Source organism: Xanthomonas sp. LMG 12461 (genome assembly GCF_009192935.1).
In the GTDB taxonomy this organism is placed as follows: domain Bacteria; phylum Pseudomonadota; class Gammaproteobacteria; order Xanthomonadales; family Xanthomonadaceae; genus Xanthomonas_A; species Xanthomonas_A sontii.
This window is the reverse complement of record NZ_NQYT01000031.1, coordinates 1-21623: the sequence shown is the minus strand read 5'-3', so window position 1 is coordinate 21623 and position 21623 is coordinate 1. Positions and strand designations below refer to the sequence as shown.

Here is a 21623-nt window from a genome sequence, read left to right as displayed (position 1 = left end):
CGGCGGGCGCGGGCAAAGCCTGAACGAAGCGACGTGTATCCTATGCGCCCCTCATGACGCCCCCGTTTCCAAGGAATCCCATGTCCCTGATCGCCCATTTCGACACCGCCCGCGGCCCGATCAAGATCGAGCTGTATCCCGACAAGGCCCCGCTGACCGTGGCCAACTTCGTGAACCTGGCCAAGCGCGGCTTCTACGACGGGCTGAACTTCCACCGCGTGATCGCCGACTTCATGATCCAGGGCGGTTGCCCGGAAGGCTCCGGCCGCGGCGGCCCGGGCTACCGCTTCGAGGACGAGACCAACAACGGCGTGCGCCACGAGCGCGGCGTGCTGTCCATGGCCAACGCCGGCCCCAGCACCAACGGCAGCCAGTTCTTCATCACCCACACCGCCACCCCGTGGCTGGACGGCAAGCACACCGTGTTCGGCAAGGTGCTCGAGGGCCTGGACGTGGTCGACAGCGTCGCCCAGGGCGACGTGATCAACAAGATCACCATCGAAGGCGACGCCGACGCGGTGCTGGCGGCCAAGGCCGACCGCGTCGCCGAGTGGAACCGCACCCTCGACGCCTGATCCGGCGCTGTCCGCGCGACCGGTCCTGCGGCCGGGCGCGCGGAACCTGCGTGCTACCATTTTCCCGATTGATTGCCGCACCCGACCGCCGATGACGATGCGCCCCCTTGTGTTGTGCCTGCTGCTGCTCGTGATCGGCGGCGGCGTGCACGCGTGGTGGCGCAGTGCGGCCTCGACACCGTCGGCCGCACTGGCCGCCGGCGACCCGCGGTTGCTGACCGGCGAGGCCGGCATCGTCATGCTCGCCGCCGACTGGTGCGGCTACTGCCGCCGGCAACAGGCCGATTTCGCCCGCGCCCAGGTCCGCTACACCGTCCTGGACGTGGAGCAGGAGGCCGGCCGCCAGGCCGCCGCCGCGCTGGGCCTGGAAGGCGTGCCGATCACCGTGATCGGCCAGCATGTGGTCGAAGGCTACGACACCACCGCCCTGGACCTGCACCTGCAGCCGCTGGGCTATCGCGTCTACTGATCCACCCCACCCACTTTCTTAGCAGAGGAATCCCCCATGAAAGCACCCGTTCGTGTTGCCGTGACCGGCGCCGCCGGCCAGATCGGTTATGCCCTGCTGTTCCGCATCGCCTCCGGCGAAATGCTGGGCAAGGACCAGCCGGTGATCCTGCAGTTGCTGGAACTGCCGATGGAGAAGGCCCAGGCCGCGCTGAAGGGCGTGATGATGGAGCTGGAAGACTGCGCGTTCCCGCTGCTGGCCGGCATGGTCGGCACCGACGACGCCGAAGTCGCGTTCAAGGACGCCGACATCGCCCTGCTGGTCGGCGCGCGTCCGCGCGGCCCGGGCATGGAGCGCAAGGACCTGCTGCTGGAGAACGCCAAGATCTTCACCGCGCAGGGCGCGGCGCTGAACAAGGTGGCCAAGCGCGACGTCAAGGTGCTGGTGGTCGGCAACCCGGCCAACACCAATGCCTACATCGCCATGAAGTCGGCGCCGGACCTGAACCCGAAGAACTTCACCGCGATGCTGCGCCTGGACCACAACCGCGCGCTGAGCCAGCTCTCGCTCAAGCTCGGCAAGCCGGTCGGCGGCATCGAGAAGCTGGTGGTGTGGGGCAACCACAGCCCGACCATGTACCCGGACTACCGCTTCGCCACCGCCGACGGCGCCTCCATCGCCGATGCGATCAACGACCAGGAATGGAATGCCGGCACCTTCATCCCGACCGTGGGCAAGCGCGGCGCGGCGATCATCGAAGCGCGCGGCCTGTCCTCGGCCGCCTCGGCCGCCAACGCCGCCATCGACCACGTGCGCGACTGGGTGCTGGGCAGCAACGGCAAGTGGGTGACGATGGGCGTGCCGTCCGATGGCTCCTACGGCATTCCCGAAGGCGTGATCTTCGGGTTCCCGGTCACCACCGAGAACGGCGCCTACACCATCGTCAAGGATCTGCCGATCGACGACTTCAGCCAGAAGTACGTCGACAAGACCCTGGCCGAGCTGGAAGAAGAGCGCAGCGGCGTGGCCCACCTGCTGGGCTGATCGCCAACGCGATCGCGTCGTCACGGAACGCCGGGCCCCGCCCGGCGTTTCGCGTTGTGGGAGTCCGACATGATGAATCTGATCCACTGGCGGCTGTACGTCGCCGTGGTCGAGTGCGGCAGCATCAGCGCCGCTGCCGCGCGCTGCGGCATCACCCAGTCCGGCGCCAGCCAGGCCATCGCGCAGATGGAGCACGTGCTGGGCGCAGCGCTGCTGCTGCGCGAGCGCGGGCGGGTCCGGCCGACCCCGTTCGGCGTGCGGGCGCTGGCGCATGCACGGGCGATGCTGGCCGAGCTGGGGCAGATCCAGGCCCTGGCCAGGGCGCAGCGTGCAGCGGGTGCGACCTCGCTGCGGGTGGCAGGCTTCGCCTCGTCGCGGCCGTGGCTGGCGCCGCGCCTGCGCGCGTTCGAGCGGGCGCATCCGGACACGGGTGTGGTCTGGCTGGAAGGCAGCGACGAGGAGGTCGAGGCCTGGCTGGCCGCCGGGACGGTCGACCTGGGCGTGGTACTGGATCCGGCGCCGGAGCGCGACGCCATGGTGTTCGGCATGGACGAGTGGCTGGCGGTGCTGCCGCCGGCGCTGGCGCGTCCGCAGGCGCGCGACATCGCCCTGGCGGAACTGCTGGCGCTGCCGTTCGTGCTGGCCACCGGCGGTTGCTGGCTGCATGCGCAACGCCTGGCCGAACGCGCTGGGCTGGCGATCGCCGACCTGCGCCTGCAGGTGCGCGACTGGTCCAGCGCCTGGGCGCTGGTGCGCGACGGCGCGGGCGCCAGCCTGCTGCCGGCGTCGGTGCTGCCGGCCGAGCGCGACGGCGTGCAGGTGCTGCCGTTGCAGCCGCGGCTGCAGCGCCGCTTCGCGCTGGTCGCCGCTGCACACGCGGCGCCGGCCGCGCTGCAACTGCGCCGGTTCCTGGGCGAGGCCATTAGCGGCGCTACTGACCCGGCCTGACATTCTTGTTTCTCCGCAGGGCGCCGTGCCGCGCACACTGCGCGCGCCGACTGTCCGGCGCCCCTGCGAGACCGTTCCGATGCTCCTCTATGCCGCTCCTGGCGCCTGTTCCCTGGCGCCGCACATCGTGCTGCGCGAACTGCAGTTGCCGTTCCGGTTGGTGCACGTGGACAACCGCAGCAAGCGCACCGACGAGGGCGAGGATTACCTCGCGATCAACCCCAAGGGCTACGTGGCCGCGCTGCAACTGGAGGACGGCCAGGTGCTGACTGAGGGGCCGGCGATCCTGCTGTACCTGGCCGACCGCTGCCCACAGGCGGCGCTGGCGCCACCGGCGGACGCAGACACTTTGCCGCGCTACCGCCTGTACGAGTGGCTGGCCTTCATCAACAGCGAACTGCATGCCGGCAGCGTGCCGCTGTTCGATGCCGGGCTGGCACCGGCGCGGCGCACCGCGGTCGCCGCTCGCCTGCTGCAGCGCTATGCCCATGCCGAGGCCGCGCTGCGCACGCAGCCGTACCTGCTCGGCGAGCGCTTCGGCGTGGCCGATGCCTATCTGTTCACCGTGCTCGGCTGGCTGCCGCGGTTCGGCCTGTCGCTGGACGCGCTTCCGGCGTTGGCGGCGTACGCGGCGCGCATCGCGCAGCGTCCCAGCGTGGCGGCGGCGCTGGCCGCCGAGCAGGCGCTGCGCCCGGCCTGAGCGCGGCGCGCTGGCGGGGAGAGCATGACCTTCGGCGCTCGGCCGCGGCGCGGCGGCCGTGCTAGGTTGCCCGGGCCATTCGAAAGGGGATTTCGACCATGCTCATGCCGTTCCGCTGGATCGGCGCCCTGGCGCTCGCCAGTGCGTTGCCTGTCGCCGCCCACGCCGCCACCGCCGACAGCGGTTACCGGCAACCGCCCGAGCCGCTGCTGGGCGTGATGCGCGCCCCGCTCAATCCGACGCCGCGGCTGGACCCGACCGGGCGCACCCTGTTGCTGGTGGAGCGCCAGGCCTACCCGCCGATCGCGCGCGTCGCCGAGCCGTACCTGAAGCTGGCCGGGGTGCGCGTGGAACCGCGCACCCACGCCCGCCACGACATGTCCAACGGCTACGGCATCCGCGCCTGCCTGGACGGCTTCAGCCTGGTCGACGTGGCCAGCGGCAAGCAGACCGCGGTGACCCTGCCGGCCGGCGCCTGCCCGGCGCAGCCGGTGTGGTCGCCGGACGGGCGTCGCTTCGCCTTCAACAACACCGCGGCCGACCGCGTCGAACTGTGGCTGGGCGACGTCGCCACCGGCGCGGTGCATCGCATCGACGGCGTGCAGCTCAACCCGGTACTGGGCGGCGAGATCCAGTGGCTGGGCGGCAGCGACACGCTGCTGGTGCGTGCGGTGCCGCAGGACCTCGGCCCCGCGCCTGTGAAGGCGGCGGTGCCGCCGGGGCCGGAGGTCAAGGAAGCGATCCGCGGCAAGGGCGAGAGCAGTACCTACGAGGCCCGCGACACCCTGTCCAGTCCCGAGGACGAGGCCCAGTTCACCTACTACGCCACGGCGCAGCTGGTCACCGTGGATGCCGCCAGCGGCAAACTGCGCACGGTCGGCAAGCCGGCGGTGTACTCGGTGGTCGACGGTGCGCCGGACGGCCGCCACGTGCGCGTGGAGCGCCTGCAGCGCCCGTACTCCTACGTCACCACCTACGGCCGCTTCGCCCACGACGTGGCGGTGCTGGACCTGGCCGACGGCAGCGAGCGGGTGCTGGCGAACCTGCCGGTGGCCGATCGCGTGCCGGTACACGGCGTGCCCACCGGGCCGCGCGCCTACGGCTGGCGCGCCAACCAGCCGGCCACCCTGGTCTGGGCCGAGGCGCTGGACGGCGGCGACTGGAAGACCACTGTGCCGGCGCGCGACAAGCTGCTGACCCTGTCGGCACCGTTCACCGGCAAGCCGCGCGAACTGGCCAAGGTGACCCAGCGCTACGCCGGCCTGAGCTGGTTCGCGCAGGGCGGGCAGGCGCTGCTGGACGAGTACGACGAGAACCGCCACTGGCGCCGCACCACGCTGCTGGACGCGGACCGCCCCGGCAGCGCCGGGCGGGTGCTGTTCGACCTGTCCACCGACGACCTCTACGCCGATCCCGGCACGCCCGAGCTGCGTCGCCTGGCCAACGGCGAATACGTGCTGCGCGAGGACAACGGCGCACTGTTCCTGAGCGGGCAGGGCGCCACCCCGGCCGGCGACCTGCCGTTCCTGGATCGCTATGATCTGGCGAGCGGCAAGACCCAGCGTCTGTTCCGCAGCGGCGCCGACGTCGATGAGGCCTTCGCCGGGTTTGCCGGCGAGGACACCACCCGCCTGCTGACCTGGCGGCAGTCGCCGAGCGACCCGCCGAACGTCTACCTGCGCACGCTGGGCCAGCCGCAGCCGGCTGCGGCAGCCGGCGAGGCGGTGGTCGCCTCCACCCTGGCGCCGGTGACTCGCTTCCCCGATCCGACCCCGGTGGTGCGGCAGATCAAGAAGCGGCTGGTGACCTACAAGCGCAAGGACGGCGTGGAACTGTCCTTCACCCTGTACACGCCGCCCGGCTACAAGGAAGGCACGCGGGTGCCGGCGATCCTCTACGCCTATCCGCTGGACTACGCCGATGCCTCCAAGGCCGGCCAGGTCAGCGGCGCCAACGACCGCGACTTCACCCGCCTGCATTCCTACCAGCTGTTGCTGCTGGCCGGCTACGCGATCATCGACGATGCCGCGTTCCCGATCGTCGGCGATCCCAAGACCGCCTACGACACTTACCTGCAGCAGCTGGTGGAGAACGCGCAGGCGGCGGTGGACAAGGCGGTGGCGCTGGGTGTGGTCGACCGCGACCGCATCGGTGTCACCGGCCACAGCCACGGCGCGCTGATGGCGGCCAACCTGCTGGCGCACACCGACCTGTTCCGCGCCGGCGTGGCGACCAGCGGCAGCTACAACAAGACCCTGACCCCGTTCGGCTTCCAGAACGAGCGGCGCTCGTTCTGGGCCGCACCGGAGGTGTACGCGCAGGCGTCGGCGTTCTTCCACGCCGACAAGATCAACGAGCCGCTGCTGCTGGTGCACGGCATGGACGATGCCAACCCCGGCACCGAGACCACCCAGGCCCCGCGCATGTTCCAGGCCATCCGCGGCCTCGGCGGCACCGCACGGCTGGTGCTGCTGCCGTTCGAACCGCACTGGTACACCGCGCGCGAATCCAACGAGGACGTGGTGGCGGAAATGCTGGAATGGTTCGACCGCTACGTGAAGCAGGCGCCGCCGCGTGCGGCGTCGGCGGACAAGGCGAAGGCGCAATAGTCGGCCGACCTGGGAGCGCACGATGACATGGCGTTTGCTCTGCGCGCCGGTGTTGCTGGCGCTCACTGCATGCGGTGCGGTCGACACGGTGAAGAATGCGTACGCGTATTCGCGGGAGGTGGCTGCCGACTTGGAGAAATCGGTCGGCAGCTTCAGCAGGCGCCGGCGAATGTGGTAGTGATGTTTGCGGTGCCGGGGAAGTAGGTCCGTCTCCGGGGATTCATCCAGCTGACGCCACGTTGCGGCGCAACGTTGCTACCCGTAGTGCTACTACACGCATGTTTTTGCGAGACTAAGCTATGTCAGAGCAAAGTTGGCTTGCTTATGCTGGATCAATTGCAGGCATGGTAGGAGGAGTGACCGGCGTTATAGGAGCAGTGGTTGCAATTCTGGCATTTCGCCGAACCGGCGAAATCAAAGCTCTTGATCTCCGTGTGGAGCTTAGACGCATGGAGAGCACACTGCGATCCGACATCCAAGGCTTAGTTCCGCTTCTTGAGCGCGCAAAGAAATCCCATACAAGGTTAGCCGCTGCTCAAGGTTGCTACCGATCAGGCGCCGTGGTCCATTGGCTGTCCGAGTGGGATATAGACTTCGCTGAATCTAATCAATTGGTCGCCGGCGCTTCTGTACTGGACCTAGACTGTTCTAAGTTCTCTCAAAAAGACCTTGAGACAAGGCTGGTCACTGTTTACAAGCTGCAGCGCCAGGTTGCTGAACTTTCTGACAAGTATCGAACATGTCTTGCAACTGATGATGCGGATCGGCAGCAGCTTCGAGCAGATCAGAGGCTAATCACTCAAGCGCGCCTCGACGGAAAGCTATAGATCGGCATCCTTCGACCAAGGTCGGAACGACGCCCTCCCCGCCGAAGGACTATGCTCGGAGCCGGTGCACCGGCCTTGGGAGGGGCGGCATGGACTACGCGACGCTGTACCGACGTTCGATCGAGCGGCCCGAGGAGTTCTGGGCCGAGCAGGCCAGGGCGATCCACTGGGAGCGGCCGCCGCAGGCGATCCTGGAGTACGACACGCCGCCGTTCCGGCGCTGGTTCGTCGGCGGGCTGACCAATCTGTGCCACAACGCGGTGGACCGGCATCTGCCCGAACGCGCCACGCAACTGGCGCTGGTCGCGGTGTCCAGCGAAACCGGGCAGACCCAGGAGATCACGTATGCGCAGCTGTACCGTGAGGTCAACGCCTTCGCCGCGGTGCTGCAGCGGCTGGACGTGCAGCGCGGCGACCGCGTGGTCATCTACATGCCGAACATGGCCGAGGCGGTGTACGCGATGCTGGCCTGCGCGCGCATCGGCGCGGTGCACTCGGTGGTGTTCGGCGGCTTCGCCGCGCACAACCTGGCGCTGCGTATCGACGATGCGCGGCCCAAGCTGTTGATCGCCGCCGATGCCGGCAGCCGCGGCGGCAAGCGCATTCCCTACAAGCCGCTGGTCGATGCCGCCTGCGCGGAGGCCAGTGCGCCGCCGCCGACGGTACTGATCGTCTCGCGCGGGCTGGATCCGGCGCAGCCGCGCGTGCCCGGGCGCGACGTCGACTATGCCGAGCTGCGCGCCGAGGTCGGCGATGCGCAGGTGCCGGTGGTGTGGCTGGAATCCAACGAGCCCAGCTACCTGCTGTACACCTCCGGCACCACCGGCAAGCCCAAGGGCGTGCAGCGCGATGTCGGCGGGCATGCGGTGGCGCTGGCGTTGTCGATGCGCACGGTGTTCGACTGCGGCCCGGGGCAGACCATGTTCTCCACCTCCGACGTGGGCTGGGCGGTGGGGCATTCGTACAACGTGTACGGCCCGCTGATCGTCGGCGCGACCTCGCTGCTGTACGAAGGCCTGCCGGTGCAGCCGGATCCCGGCGTGTGGTGGGCGCTGTGCGAGAAGTACCGGGTGCGCACCATGTTCTCTTCGCCGACCGCGATCCGCGTGCTGAAGAAACATCCGGCGCGCTACCTGCGCGAGCGCGACCTGAGCGCGCTGCGCTATCTGTTCCTGGCCGGCGAGCCGCTGGACGAGCCGACTGCGTTGTGGATCGGCGAAGCGCTGGGCAAGCCGGTGATCGACAACTACTGGCAGACCGAAACCGGCTGGCCGGTGCTGACCCTGTTGCCGGGCGTCGAGTTGCGGCCGGTGAAACCGGGATCGCCCGGCTTTCCCAATCTTGGGTACCGCACGCGCATCGTCGACGAGCACGGCGTCGAGGTGCCGGCCGGGCGCAAGGGCGTGCTGGTGATCGAGCCGCCGTTGCCGCCGGGCTGCATGACCACGGTGTGGAACGACGACGCGCGCTTCCTGCGCAGCTACTTCAGCCATTTCGATACGCTGCTGTACAGCTCGCTGGATTGGGCGATCCGCGACGAGGACGGCTATACCTTCATCCTCGGTCGCACCGACGACGTGATCAACGTGGCCGGACATCGCCTGGGCACGCGCGAGATCGAGGAAGCCATCGCCGGCCATGCCGACGTGGCCGAGGTCGCGGTGATCGGCATGCACGACGAATTGAAGGGGCAGGTGCCGGTGGTGTTCGCGACGCTGAAGCAGGTCGCGCCGGATGCGGCGGCAGTGATCGAGGAACTGCGCCAGTGCGTGGTGGAGCGTCTTGGCGCGGTGGCCCGGCCGGCGCAGGTGTATCTGGTGCAGGCCTTGCCGAAGACGCGGTCGGGCAAATTGTTGCGGCGCTCGCTGCAAGCGCTGGCCGAGCAGCGCGATCCGGGCGATCTGTCGACGCTGGACGATCCCGGCGCGCTGGAGGAAATCCGCCGCGCCTTGCGCGGCTGACGTGCGACCGGCGACGCCGGCGCAGCCGCGCCGGCGTTCGCATCATCGCTTAGCTCAGGCCTTCGGCTTGCAACGCCGCCTGCACCTGCGGATCGGCGGACATGCGTTCGAAATGCAGCTGCAGATTGGGACCGAGCGCGATCTGCTGCGCGCGCGCCCAGCGCAGGGTGACGAACAGGTAGGCATCGGCGATGGAACGGCGCGCGCCGCCCAGCCAGGTCTGCTGTTCCAGCGCAGCTTCCACGCGCGCGTACAGCGTGCGCACGCGTTCGCGTGCATGTTCCTGGGTGCGGGCGATCACCGCGGCATCGTCGAGATAGCGGGTGCTGCCGAACAGCGGATGAAACGCCGGGTGCAGATCGGCGTTGAGGAAGGCCAGCCAGCGCTGCACTTCGGCACGGCTGCGCGGGCTGCCGTCGCCGGCCAGGTGCGCGTCGGGCGCGAGATCGGCGATGTAGTTGAGGATCGCCGAGTTCTGGGTGAGCACCCAGTCGTCCATCTGCAGCGCAGGCACCGCGCCGGCCGGATTGATCGCCAGGTACGCCGGCGCCTTCATCGCCGCGGCATCCAGCAGCTTCAGTTCGAACGGCAATCCGGCCCAGCGCAGCGCGATGTGATCGGCCAGCGAACAGGCGCCGGGCTTGGAATACAGTTTCATGGCAGGCGGCTCCGCATCGGTCAGGACGGCAGAGCGTACCTGCTGTGCGGGGCGCTTGGCGATGAAGACGCGCCATGCGTGGCGCGCGCGCCTGCGTCAGGGCATCCTGTGTGGCGAACGATCAGGACGCGTTGCGCGGGCGCAGCTTCTGCACGCGATAGAACGTGTGGTCGCCGATGGTCGCGACCTGATAGGCATTGCGCCAACTCGGGCTGGCGATGGCATGCGCGGCGAAGTGGCTGGCGCCCGGCACGATCTCCTTGCGCTGGCCCTGCGGCAGCGCCCAGTTGCGCTCGGCGGCGAAGGCGACCTTGACCGCATCGGCCCAGGCGTCGTCGTTCTTCAGTTCGGTGCCCGGCTTCACCAGGCCTGGCGCGAACTGTTTGCGTGCGGTGACCACCTGGCACATCGAATCGCCCCAGAGGCCACTGTCCAGGCGACGCAGCGCCACTTCGGCGACGGCTTGTTGTCCGCGCAGCGTCTGGTCGCGCGCTTCCAGGTACACGGTGGTGCTGAGGCAAAGCGAATCGGCAGCGGGTTGCGGCAACAATTGCGAGAGCCAGAGAATCCAGGCCAGTTTCATCGTACTCCTTGCTCCGTATGGGCCGTTGTCGTGGCGCTGCGCCGGGATGGCGCGGCAAGCGATGCGGCTTGGCGTCATGGGGAGGCGGCCTGTCACGGGCCGCCCGGATGCCGGCAATCTGAAGTCCGGCGGATCCGCCAAGATGGGCGGATCGAGAAGAGGCGCGAACGATAGGGGCCGGTTCCCGAATCGCAACTGAATCCCGAGTGTTGACAGGGTTCACATCTCGCTGTGTCGAGATGCCGTCGTGCCTGGCCGCACGACGGCATTGTGCAGCGCCGCACTGCGGCGCATGAGGCTCAGGGAAACTGCTTGCGCTGCATCAGCATGGCGTACACCTTCACCACCGGATCGGCGTGTCCGCTCAGTTGCGCCAGGCGTTGATCGCGATCCGGCCAACGCTGCGCCTGATCGGCGAGCACGCGCAGATCGCCGAACCAGATGTCGTGATCGCGTGCGTAATACGGGCCGCTCAGCAGCGTGGCGAGCAGGTTCATGCCGCGGTCGCGCGCCGCGCCCGCCGGCGCGTACTCGAGATAGCGCAACAGTTCGCGCAGGCGCGCGCGCTGCACGCGGCCGCTATCGTCGCTGGCTGCGGTCTGCTGCAGCACGCCGTGGTCGAGTTGGTCGAGGAACTCGATCGATGCTTTTTCCGTCGCCGCATCGCCTGCACCAGCAGCCGCATCCAGCAACTGCGTGCGGATGTTGTAGCCGGCCTGGCGGATCAGCGAGATCGCATCGGAGTCGATCGACTGCGCGGGGAGCTGCGGTGCCGGCACGATGCGCTCGGCCGGCAGCTCGGCGACGAAGCGCTGTTCCAGCAGCCAGTGGTTGCCGAGCACGCTGGAAGGGCAGCGCGTCTGCGCAAGATGCGCGGCGACGTAGCCGCGGTAGGCGGCGTGCAGGCGCTCGCGCAGGGCGCTGTCGGACATTTGTTGCAGCACCAGCGGCATGTCGCCGGCCACGCTGAGTTCGGTGGCGGTGAAACCGGCGTCGTCGCCGCGGATGCGTTCGAACATGCGCACCAGGCTGTCGGCGAGCTGTGCCTGTCCCGCGCTGTCCAGCGGCGCCGCGGCGAGCGCCATCTTCAGCGCCGGGGCGGTGTCGGTTTCGTGTTGCGCCGCGTCCAGGCGTGCGGCGATTGCGCTGGCGCGCGCTGCCGGTGACGCCGGCTGCAATGCGCTGGCCAACGCATAGGTCGGGCTGGGGTCGTCGAGATAGTCCGCATCGCAACTGCCGGCGTGCGGCGTCGGCAGTGCGGCGAACACCGTCTGCGCCTGCGCCGGTGTGGCGCGCTGTGCGGCGCGTGTCTGCAGCGTCAGCCGATCCAGACCAGCGGTGCGCGGTGAGCGCAGTTCGTCGTCGTGCTCTTCGTCGATGCTGCCGACGCGGGCCAGGCCAGGCAGGCGCCGTTGCGCGCGCTCGGCCAGTGCCACAGCCTGTTGGGTCAGCCGCTGCGCGGCAGCGGCCCGGTTGCCGTCGGCTGGAAGATCGGCGGATGCAGCCAAGCGCAGCAGCACATCGGCCTGGAAGTCGGCAGGCAGCGCCTGCGCCGCGGCCAGCACCGCACTCGCAGGTGGCCCGGGCACGGCGCTACCGTTCATCGAATCGGCGCCAGTGGACGGCGGCGTCTGCGCACTGGCCGGGCCGGCAGGCGGGTGTGTTGCGAGGGAAGCCGGCGCTGCGGGTTGCGCGCCGTGGGCGGTGGCCGCGCGTTGCAGCAGCGGCACGCACGCGCCGGCGACCAGCAGCGCGAGAAGCAGATGGCGGGGACGTGGGGCGGAACGCATGGGAACTCCTGAAGGCGGGCGACGGACTGCACGGCGCATGGGCGCCGTGCAGGACCGGGGAGCGCACTCCCCGGGCGACCATCCAGTGGTCAGTTGTAGCGCGCGGTGTTGCGCGGCACGTTGGCGCGAATCACCCCGAGCGGATCGTCGGTGATGATGCTGGTGAAGCCGGCAGTGACCTGTGCGCGGAAGTCCGGACGGTCGTCGGCGGTCTCGTTGCCGAAGTACTTGGTACGGGTCAGGTAATCGTCGAGCGAGGCACAGCAGGTGCCATTGCTGCGCACGTAGTGCTGGCCGTCATGACTGCTGAGGCGGTACTCGGGCACCGGCGAGAACGCGCCGATCGCGCGTTTCTGCGCCTGGTTCTCGGCCAGCAGTTCGGCGGTCGGGTCGCCGCGGCGGGGCTGCTTGTTGCCGATTTCCAGCCAGGCGAAGCCGTTTTGGCGACGCGCCTCGTTGATCCAGGCGTTGACCCGGCACGCCGGCGTGTCGCCGCGCCCCGAGCCGCACTCGCCGACGTAGCCGCCGTCGGCCAGCCTGTCCATGTCGCCGGCGTAGATGGTCGGCGCGAATGGCACACCCTTGGTGAAGCGGGTGATCTCGCTGGGCGTCTTCGGCAGCAGCGAGGCGCTGAATTTCAGCACCACCTGGTTCTCCATGCGGAACGCATGGACCTGGTCGGCCGCGCGCGAGACTGCATCCAGGTTCTTCAGATCAAGCACCACTACCATGTGGTTGGCGTAGGTCACCACGGTGTTCAGCGCCTTGGCCAGCGAGGTCGGATTGTCGTTGGTCTTGGCGAAGTTCTTGTCGCGCAGGAACGAGTTGACCAGATCATGACTGGTCAGGGTGCTGATGTCCGGATTCCAGCCCTTCGGATTGGTTGCCGGCTGGAAGATATAGAAGCCGGGCTCGTGATACACCACGCGACCGGCGTTCTGGTCGTGGAACAGCCAAAGGATGCCGTCGGAGGCTTGCTTGACATCGAGTTCGATCGCTTCGATGTTGTTGTTGTAAGTGCTGAGGATCGAGCAGGTGGAGTTTTCCGCGCAGCCGTTGCCGACCAGCCCGCGATGCGAGATCACCACGACATCGGCGTGATTCCCCTGGTAGGGATTCTTCATCACGTTGAGGATATGTTGCGGGTTCCAGTTGCTGGCGGCCGACGCCATGCCGGACAGCGTGGCCAGCGACGCGCAGGCCAGCGCCAGGGCGAGAACCTTGGCGGGTTTCTTGGGCAGTTTCATGTGCTCTCTTCCGTTCGGGGTTGATGGAATGAAGTGAAGCAGCGCAGCGCGCGGCAACCGCCGCGCCCATGGGCGCGGTTGTCTGCAGCGCAATGCTCGAAGCGACGGGGATCGTCCTGGCGTTGCATGCCACCCGTCTGAAACTGGACTCCCGGCGACACCGCGCGTGGGCCACCGCGCGGTGTCGCCGGGATTTGGACCGAGGCCCGCTACCGGGGCGTGTCCGTGCCGTGCAGGTAGCGTTGCAATGCCAACGGCTCGTCGGTTTGGATCATGCTGACGCCATGCTTGCGCAGCCCGCCCCAGACCGCGGCCGGATCGCGCAGCGCGCGCTGGTCGGTGTAGTGCGCGGACAGCCGCATCGGTCTGCCGCTGGCGATGTCGTTGGTCATGGTGTTGACGAACAGGCGCACGTGCGGCGCCAGTTCGCGCTGCGCGATGTCCAGCACCACCGGGTCGTCGAACATCAGCTGCACCACCGCCGGCTGCAAGCTGGCGGCGCGGCGCAGGGCCTGCTCGGGCGGCAGCGTCGACGCGCGCTGCAGGTACAGCGCCTGCACCGCGATGTCGGCCTTGCGCGCGCGCTGCAGCGCCGCGTCGGGCACGTCCAGCGGCACGTTGAGCAGCACGTCGCGTTGCGCGCCGGCCGCGTCCACCGCGTCGATCACCTGGTCCAGCGCCGCGGCCTTGACGTCCAGGTTCACCAGCACCTTGCCGCGCGCCACGGCCAGCGCCTGCGCCAGCGTCGGCGGATGCCGCGCGGTGAGCGTGCTGTCGCGGCCGCCACCCCGGCTGCGCACGCGCAAGGCGGCGATCTGCGCCGCGTCCAGATCGGCCACCGCGCCGTGCCCGTCGGTGGTGCGGTCCACCGTCTCGTCGTGCATCAGCACCAGCGCGCCGTCGCGGGTGGTACGCACGTCGATCTCGACCATGTCCACGCCGCGCGCGATGCACGCGGCGATGCCGTCCAGGGTGTTCTCCGAGGCGAACGTCCAGCAGGCGCGGTGCGACACCACCAGCGCCGGCCCATGCGGGTCGCGCAGCCGGTCGGGCAGGCTCGGCGTTGCCGCCATGGCCAGGACCGGCATCGACAGCACGGCGCTCATCAGCAGTCTCCGGCAGCGCATGCTCACCATCTCCAGGTCAGCGACGCGTTGTAGTTGCGGCCGAAGATCGGCCGCGCGTAGATCGCGTCGGCGGTGCCCTGGCCGGACAGCGTGTCCACGCGCGCATTGCCTTCGGTCAGGCCGAGCGCGTTGCCGACGTTGGCGGCGTGCAGCTGCAGCTCCAGGTGCTCGCTCAACCGCGCGAACAGGCCCAGGTCGTAGGTGGTGTAGGCGGGCAGGGCGGTGGCGTTGGTGTAGTCCACATAGCGCTGGCCCATGCGATAGGCGGTGGCCGACAGTTCCAGCGGCCGACCGTCGATGTCGAAGTACAGGGTCGGGCTGAGCGAGGCCATGAACTTGGGAATGCGCGAGATCTGCTTGCCGTCCAGGTCGCCGTAGCTGAGGCCGGTGGTCGCGTTGCTCAGGCCGCGTGTCTGCGGATCCTGCAGCGTCGCCGAGCCGGTGATGCCGAACAGCGGCGACGGCCGCCAGGTGAACTCCGATTCCAGGCCCAGCGTGCGGGTCTTGCCGACCAGCGCCAGGCTCTGCACCGCACCGCTGCCGTCGAGCACGATGGCGCTGATCGACAGATCGTTGAAGCGGCTCCAGAAGCCGACCGTGGAGAACGAGAAGGTGTCGCCGAAGCTGCCGCGCAGGCCGGCCTCGGCCTGGTCGATGTCGGTGACGTCCGCGTTCTGGGTCTGGTAGACGTTCTGCAGCCGCGGCAGGCGCTGCGACTGGGTGTAGCGGGCGAAGGTCTGCAACTGCGAGGTCAGCGCGAACTCGGCACCGAGCGTCCACTGCGTGGCGTGGCGATGATCGGTGCGCGGACTGAACGCACCGCTGAGCCCGCCGACGTTGTCGTCGGCGAGCGTGGTCGGATCGCCGAGATTGCGCGTGGTGTTGGCGTAGACGCCGCCGCTGGCGTTGTAGCGGGTGTAGCGCACGCCGGCATCCAGGCCGAGGCGGCCGAAGCGCACCGAATCCCACAGGTACGGCGACAGGTAGGTGCCGTTGGCGAAGCCGCTGGTGACGCCATTGCCGTAGCGCACGAAGCCGTTCTGGGTGACCGAACCGACCACGTTGCCGGCGGCGTCGTAGGCCAGCACGTCCAGGCGCTGCGCGTTGTTCTGCAGCGTGGTCAGCACGGTGTTCTGCAACCGGTCCTGGCGGTATTCGAAGTGCTGCACGTTGAGGCCGGCGGTGAGCGTGTGCTGGCCCAGCGCGGTGTCGTCGAACGCCTTGCTCAGGCGCAGGTCGTCGGACAGCGTGCGCAGATGCGTGCGCGCATTCCACAGGCCGCTCTCCAGCACCAGGCCGTCGGCCGCGGCTGGATCGTAGGCGGCGCCGTTGCGGCTGGCGACGTAGCCGACCCGCGCCACCCGCGTGCCGAAGCCGCTGCGCGCACGGCCGAGTTGCGTGTTGAGGTAGGTGCCGGCGTCGTAGGGTGCGGCGCCGGAGAACAGCGCGGTGTAGTCCACCTCCGCATCGACGAAGCGCATGCGGTTGTTGAGGGTCAGGCCGTCGCCCAGATCCCACTCCAGGTGCGTGCCGAGTTGCTTGACCTTGCTGTGGATGCCGTCGGCCAGGTCGAGGTTGCGCGCCAGCGTGCCGTTGCCGTCGAAGCTCAGCGCGGTGGTGTGGCGCAGGTCGTTGGACAGCAGGGTGCCGTCCAGCGGATCGATCAGCGCCGACAGCGATTGCGACGGGTTGCGCGGGTCGGCCAGCGGGATCGGGTTATAGAAGGCGGTGCGGTCGTTCAAATACTTGGCGTCGACGTCGAGCACCGCATCGCCCATCAGGAAGGTCAGGTTGCCGCGCAACTGGCCGCCCTGGTCGGCGGTGTAGCCGGTGCGGCGCAGGCCGTCGTCGCTGCGGTGGTAGCCGCCGATGCTGTACAGCACGTTCTCGCTGAGCGGGCCGGCGCTGTAGGCGTCCTCGCGGCGCAGGCCGTCGCTGCCGACGCTCATGCGCACCGCGCCTTCGGGCGTGGCGGTGCCGTGGCGGGTGATGGCATTGACCGTGCCGCCCGGCGCGTTGGTCGCGAACAGCGGCGAGGTGCCGCCGCGCACCACCTCCAGGCGCTCGGTCATCATGTCCAGCGCGAACAGGGTGTCGACGTTGAAGAAGCTTTCCTGCGGCTCGTCGAACAGGGTCAGGCCGTCTTCCTGGTACTGCACGTAGTACCAGCCGCCGGCCGGCAGGCCGCGCACGTAGAGGTTCTGGCCGCCGCCCTGGCCGCCGGAGGGTTCGGCGGAGAAGCCGGGGACCGCCCGCAGCATGTCCACGCTGCTGCTCGGGGTGCTGCGCTCCAGGCGTTCCTTGGACACCACGCTGATCGCGAAGGGGGCGTCCTTCTGCGACTGGCCCTGCGGCGTGCCGGTGACCACGATCTGGTCCAGCGTGGTGGTGGCGTCTGCCGGGGGTGCTGGCGCGTCCTCGGCATGGACGGTCGCGGCGCTGCCTAGGATGGACGCGAGCGCCAGTGCCAGCAGGCTCGGGTGCGGATGAACGGTACGCATGAAGACCCCCAGTAAAAGAATGTGTTGTTAATACTATTTGTTATGTATGAAACTTAGATGTCCATGTGCTAGGTTGTTGCGGTTCGTGCATCCATCACGCTTTGCGCCCGCCTATGCCGCATCCCGATTTCCCGCCGCGCGTCAGTGCCGGCGGCCGCCAATTGCTCGACCGTGTGTTCAAGACCGGGGTGCAGACCCAGGCGGCGCTGAGCCGCGACCTGGCTCTGTCGCAGCCCACCGTGGCGCGCCTGCTGCAGGGCTTCGTGCAGGACCGCATGGTCCAGCTCAGCGCCCGTGCCGCCGAGGGGCGCGGCAACCCCAGCGTCGATGTGCGGCTGGCGCCGGATTACGCCTACGCCTTCGGCATCGGCCTGATGGGCGACGTGGTGGCGCTGGCGCTGGTGGATTTCGCCGGCACCGTGCGCGGCCAGCGCCGCGTGGGCCTGGCCGACATGCGCCGCGCGCCGGTGCTGGCGCAATTGCAGCGATTCCGTGCGGAGTTGCTGGCCGAGACCGGCGTGGACCCGGCGCGGGTGGTCGGCATGGGCATGGCGATTTCGGCGTTCTTCACCGGGCAGGGCCGGCAGATGGCCGGGCCGCCGGCGCTGGAGGACTGGACCCAGGTGGACCTGGTGCCGATCCTGGAAGAAGCCCTGGGCTGCGCGGTCACCATCGAGAACGATGGCGCGGCGGCGGCGGTGGCCGAGAGTCTGTACGGGGTCGGCCGCGACTGCCGCGACTTCGTCTACCTGCACCTGACCAACGGCTTCGGCGGCGGCATCATCGCCGATGGCCGGCTGTTCCGCGGCCACCGCGGCAATGCCGGCGAGTTCGGCGGCATCTGGACCGTCGGCGGCATGGCCTATCCGAACCTGGACGCGCTGCTGTCGCTGGTGCGGGCCGCCGGCCAGGACTACGCCGGAGTCGAGCAGATGCTCGGCGCGATCGACGCGCACACGCCGGGCGTGGACGCCTGGCTGGACATGGCCGAGGCACCGTTCTCGCAGCTGTGCGCGTATCTGGCCTATGCGCTGGATCCGCAGGCGATCGTGATCGGCGGGCGCCTGCCGGCCGCGATCGGCGCACGCCTGATCGAGCGCATCCGCATCCCGCGCGCGCCCAACCGGCACGGCCTGGCGCCGCCGCTGCCGCAACTGTGCATCGCCCGCACCGTCGGCGACGCGGTGACCCTGGGCGCGGCGTTGATGCCGCTGCAGCGGGCGTTTTTCGCCTGAGACATGCAGCGGCGGGCGCAGTGCGTCGCGCCGCGGTGCAGGTGTTGCTGAGCAGACGCTAGCCCGCGTTGCAGCGCGGTGGCGTCGACTGTGCGCCGCTGTCTCAGCCGCTGCTCGCGTTCGCCGCCAGGCCGGCACCGATCGGATGCGATCGCCGGCGTCCCGTCAACAGCGCCAGCAGCAGGCATAGCGCCCCGCACAGCAGCGGGCCGGCCGCCATCGCCCAGCACAGCAGCAGGCAGTGCCCGTCGCGGTAGTCCAGCGCATCCAGCAGCACGCCGATCAGTACCACCCCGGCGGCCAGCGCGATCTGTGCGGCGGCGGTCAGCGCGGCGAAGCACAGCGCATGCTCGGCGACCGCCCGGGTCGCGGTGCACTGCGCATGCCAGGCCCACACCAGTTGCCCGCCGCTGCCGCCGATGGCGCCGATGCAGGCCGCTGCGGCCAGGCTCAGCAGCGGCTGCGCCGGCAACGCCAGCGCGAACAGCGGCGCGCACAGCAACAGGGCGCCGCCGAGCCAGGCCAGCCGTTGCGTCGGCGTGCGCTGTCGGCCCCAGCGCGCAGCCAGCGGCTGCACCAGGACCGTGCCGAGCGCATAGGCGATCAGGACCGCGCTGCCCCAGCCGGGTGAGAGCAGGCCGTAGGCGGCCACGTACGGGGCGAGCTTGGTGAACGCGGGCAGGGTCAGCGAGACCGCCGCGATCAGTGCCAGCGGCTGCCAGGGAATCGCGCGCCACGAGGGCGCTCGGTCGATCGCGATCACGGCGGTGGCGTCGGCCGGTGTCGGGTGCGCATTAGCGGGATGGCGCAGCACCCGCTGCAACTGCCAGGCGCACAGCATCGCCACCGCCGCCAGCACCGCGCTGGCCTGCAGCGCCAGGCTTCCGCCATCGGTCCCGCGCGCCAGCACCGCACCGACCACGCTGCTGATCAGCAGCGCCGCCGCGCCGCTGCCGGCCAGGCGCAGCGCGCTGGCGCCGTCGTGGCCGCGCCAGGGCCACTGCGCCAGGCTCAGCAAGGTGTTCTGGGCCACGTCGCAGGCGGCGTAGGCCAGCCGGAACAGCAGGCTCACCGCCAGCACATAGCCCAGCCGCCATGGCGGCGGCAGCAAGGGTGCGGCGAATACCAGCAGCAGCGCCAGCGCCGCAGCGGCCAGGCCGTGCCATTGCAGGCGCCCGGCGCTGCGCACGTCGCGCAGGCGCCGGCGCAGGCCCCAGCCGGCGCCGAGGCCGATCGCGGCGCTGAGCAGCAGGCCCAGCGCCAGCACCAGCCCGGCCGTGATCGCGCGCAGACCGGCGTGTTCGGTCAGCGAGTAGATCAGCAGCAGTTCGCCGGCGTACCACAGCAGGCTCTTGCCGAAATGCGCGCCGACATACGCCGCCAGCGCCGTTTGCGGCAAGCGGGGCAGGGCTGGCAGGGCGGGCAGGGGCGAGGGGTGCGGCATGCCCAGGCTTATAGCCGCGCGATGCGACAGCACCAAGTCCGCTCCTTTGGCCGGCGGCCTCCCGGCTACCGGCTGACCACGCCTACAGTTGCGCCGCCAGCCGGCTGCCCTGGGCGATGGCGCGCTTGGCGTCCAGTTCGGCGGCGACATCGGCACCGCCGATCAGGTGAGCGTTGCGGCCGGCGGCCTGCAGCGCCGCCTGCAGGTCGCGCCGCGGTTCCTGGCCGGCGCAGACCACCACGGTGCCCACCGGCAACAGTTGCTCGGCGCCGTCCACCCGGATGCGCAGGCCGCTGTCGTCCACGCCCAGGTATTCGACGCCGCCTAGCATGGTCACGCCCTTGGCCTTGAGCGTGGCGCGATGGATCCAGCCGGTGGTCTTGCCCAGCCGCGCGCCGGGCCGGCCCGGGCTGCGCTGCAGCAGCCACACGCTGCGCGCCGGCGGCTCCGGGCGTGGCTTGCACAGCGCGCCACGGCCTTCGAATTGCGGGTCCACGCCCCATTCGGCCATCCAGCGCGCCGGGTCCAGCGCGGTCGACTCGCCGGCGTGCACCAGGAACTCGCCGACATCGAAGCCGATGCCGCCGGCGCCGATGATCGCGACCTTGTCCGCGGCCTGCACCCGGCCCTGCAGCACGTCAAGGTAGCTGACCACGCTGGGATGGTCGGCGCCGGGGAAGTCCACCGCGCGCGGCACGATACCGGTGGCCAGCACCACCTCGTCGAAGTCGGCCAGCAGTGCCGCATCGGCGGTGGTGTGCAGGCGCAGTTCCACGCCGGTGGCGTCGATCTGGTGGCGGAAGTAGCGCAGCGTCTCGTGGAATTCCTCCTTGCCGGGAATGCGCTTGGCCACGTTGAACTGGCCGCCGATCTCGCTGGCGCTGTCGAACAGGGTGACGCGGTGGCCGCGCTGTGCGGCCACGGTCGCGCAGGCCAGACCGGCCGGGCCGGCGCCGACCACGGCGATGCGCTTGGGCGCGCGGGTCGGCAGGTAGTTCAGTTCGGTCTCGGCGGCCGCGCGGGGATTGACCAGGCAACTGGCGGTCTTGTTCTCGAACACGTGGTCCAGGCAGGCCTGGTTGCAGGCGATGCAGGTGTTGATCGCCTGCGCCTGGCCGCGCTGCGCCTTGTTCGCCCATTCCGGGTCGGCCAGCAGCGGCCGCGCCAGCGACACCATGTCGGCGCCGCCGCCGGCGAGGATGCGCTCGGCCACGTCGGGCATGTTGATGCGGTTGGTGGCGATCAGCGGCAGCCGCACGTGCGGCTTGAGCTTGGCGGTCACTGCCGCGAACGCCGCGCGCGGCACCGAGGTGGCGATGGTCGGCACGCGTGCCTCGTGCCAGCCGATGCCGGAGTTGATGAGGGTCGCGCCGGCGGCCTCGATCGCCTGCGCCTGCAGCACGATCTCCTGCCAGTCGCTGCCGTCCTCGACCAGGTCCACCAGCGACAGCCGGTAGACGATGATGAAGTCCGGCCCGCAGGCGGCGCGGATGCGGCGCACGATCTCCACGGCGAAGCGCATGCGCTTGGCCGCGTCGCCGCCCCAGGCGTCGTTGCGGCGGTTGCTGCGCGGGGCGATGAACTCGTTGATCAGATAGCCTTCCGAGCCCATCACTTCGACGCCGTCGTAGCCGGCCTCGCGCGCCAGCTTGGCGGCATGGGCGTAGGCATCGATCTGGCGTTCGACGCCGCGCGCCGACAGCGCACGCGGGGTGAACGGATTGATCGGCGCCTTCAGTTTCGACGGCGCCACCGACAGGGGGTGGTAGGCGTAGCGCCCGGCGTGCAGCAGTTGCAGGCAGATCTTGGCGCCGTGCGCATGCACCGCGGCGGTGACCTGCCGGTGCGGGCGCACTTCCCACGGCCAGGACAGCTTGCCGCCGAACGGCTTCAGCCAGCCGACCACGTTCGGCGGCAAGCTGTCCT

At 69.7% G+C, this 21623-nt stretch carries 17 protein-coding genes; 9 read left to right on the top strand and 8 right to left on the bottom strand.

Features of this window, described 5'->3' with window-relative positions; genetic code table 11:
* Positions 1 to 80: 80 nt before the first annotated feature.
* The 8 genes from CEK68_RS08515 (at position 81) to prpE (ending at position 9112) form a co-directional block, all read left to right on the top strand.
* Entirely contained in the window at positions 81 to 575 is a 495-nt protein-coding gene (locus tag CEK68_RS08515) for a peptidylprolyl isomerase (RefSeq protein WP_010340465.1), read from the top strand.
* 91 nt (positions 576 to 666) lie between these two features.
* Positions 667 to 1044, top strand: a complete 378-nt coding sequence (locus CEK68_RS08510) for a glutaredoxin family protein (protein WP_152239140.1) — start codon at positions 667 to 669, stop codon at positions 1042 to 1044.
* 36 nt (positions 1045 to 1080) lie between these two features.
* The gene (locus CEK68_RS08505) at positions 1081 to 2067 is read left to right on the top strand and encodes a malate dehydrogenase (protein ID WP_026144781.1); all 987 of its coding nucleotides are present in this window, start codon (positions 1081 to 1083) and stop codon (positions 2065 to 2067) included.
* 69 nt (positions 2068 to 2136) lie between these two features.
* Positions 2137 to 3015, top strand: a complete 879-nt coding sequence (locus CEK68_RS08500; RefSeq protein WP_152239139.1) for a LysR family transcriptional regulator — start codon at positions 2137 to 2139, stop codon at positions 3013 to 3015.
* A gap of 79 nt (positions 3016 to 3094) precedes the next feature.
* Positions 3095 to 3715 carry a glutathione transferase GstA gene (gstA, locus tag CEK68_RS08495; protein WP_152239138.1) on the top strand — a complete coding sequence of 207 codons (621 nt, stop codon included), beginning with the start codon at positions 3095 to 3097 and terminating at the stop codon, positions 3713 to 3715.
* Between the two features lie 98 nt (positions 3716 to 3813).
* Complete coding sequence (locus tag CEK68_RS08490) at positions 3814 to 6324, top strand: prolyl oligopeptidase family serine peptidase (RefSeq protein WP_152239137.1); 2511 nt, start codon at positions 3814 to 3816, stop codon at positions 6322 to 6324.
* A 299-nt stretch (positions 6325 to 6623) separates the two neighbouring features.
* Positions 6624 to 7151: a hypothetical protein gene (locus tag CEK68_RS20965; RefSeq protein ID WP_148828354.1), complete on the top strand. Its 528-nt coding sequence runs from the start codon at positions 6624 to 6626 to the stop codon at positions 7149 to 7151.
* Between the two features lie 89 nt (positions 7152 to 7240).
* Positions 7241 to 9112, top strand: coding sequence for a propionate--CoA ligase (prpE, locus tag CEK68_RS08485; protein ID WP_152239136.1), 1872 nt, complete (start codon positions 7241 to 7243; stop codon positions 9110 to 9112).
* A 49-nt stretch (positions 9113 to 9161) separates the two neighbouring features.
* Here the strand turns inward: prpE and CEK68_RS08480 are convergent, their stop codons facing one another.
* From CEK68_RS08480 to CEK68_RS08455, 6 genes are all read right to left on the bottom strand, one after another.
* Positions 9162 to 9770, bottom strand: coding sequence for a glutathione binding-like protein (locus CEK68_RS08480; protein ID WP_017911124.1), 609 nt, complete (start codon positions 9768 to 9770; stop codon positions 9162 to 9164).
* Between the two features lie 121 nt (positions 9771 to 9891).
* Positions 9892 to 10353, bottom strand: coding sequence for a cell wall hydrolase (locus CEK68_RS08475; protein WP_019797714.1), 462 nt, complete (start codon positions 10351 to 10353; stop codon positions 9892 to 9894).
* A gap of 299 nt (positions 10354 to 10652) precedes the next feature.
* A complete protein-coding gene (locus CEK68_RS08470; RefSeq protein ID WP_226977815.1) occupies positions 10653 to 12143 on the bottom strand; it encodes a hypothetical protein in 1491 nt (496 codons plus the stop codon).
* A gap of 89 nt (positions 12144 to 12232) precedes the next feature.
* Complete coding sequence (locus tag CEK68_RS08465) at positions 12233 to 13390, bottom strand: glycerophosphodiester phosphodiesterase family protein (protein ID WP_017911121.1); 1158 nt, start codon at positions 13388 to 13390, stop codon at positions 12233 to 12235.
* A 209-nt stretch (positions 13391 to 13599) separates the two neighbouring features.
* Positions 13600 to 14496: a glycerophosphodiester phosphodiesterase family protein gene (locus CEK68_RS08460; protein ID WP_152239135.1), complete on the bottom strand. Its 897-nt coding sequence runs from the start codon at positions 14494 to 14496 to the stop codon at positions 13600 to 13602.
* A gap of 23 nt (positions 14497 to 14519) precedes the next feature.
* Positions 14520 to 17018, bottom strand: coding sequence for a TonB-dependent receptor (locus CEK68_RS08455; protein ID WP_152239134.1), 2499 nt, complete (start codon positions 17016 to 17018; stop codon positions 14520 to 14522).
* A 113-nt stretch (positions 17019 to 17131) separates the two neighbouring features.
* On the opposite strand from CEK68_RS08455, the gene CEK68_RS08450 reads away from it, so the two are divergent.
* Complete coding sequence (locus tag CEK68_RS08450; RefSeq protein ID WP_152239133.1) at positions 17132 to 18253, top strand: ROK family protein; 1122 nt, start codon at positions 17132 to 17134, stop codon at positions 18251 to 18253.
* Positions 18254 to 18356: 103 nt separating this feature from the next.
* Here CEK68_RS08450 and CEK68_RS08445 read toward each other — a convergent pair whose 3' ends face one another.
* Positions 18357 to 19730 carry an MFS transporter gene (locus tag CEK68_RS08445; RefSeq protein WP_226977814.1) on the bottom strand — a complete coding sequence of 458 codons (1374 nt, stop codon included), beginning with the start codon at positions 19728 to 19730 and terminating at the stop codon, positions 18357 to 18359.
* 49 nt (positions 19731 to 19779) lie between these two features.
* Positions 19780 to 21623: NADPH-dependent 2,4-dienoyl-CoA reductase (locus tag CEK68_RS08440; RefSeq protein ID WP_152239132.1), on the bottom strand; the 1844-nt coding region annotated here is incomplete at its 5' end.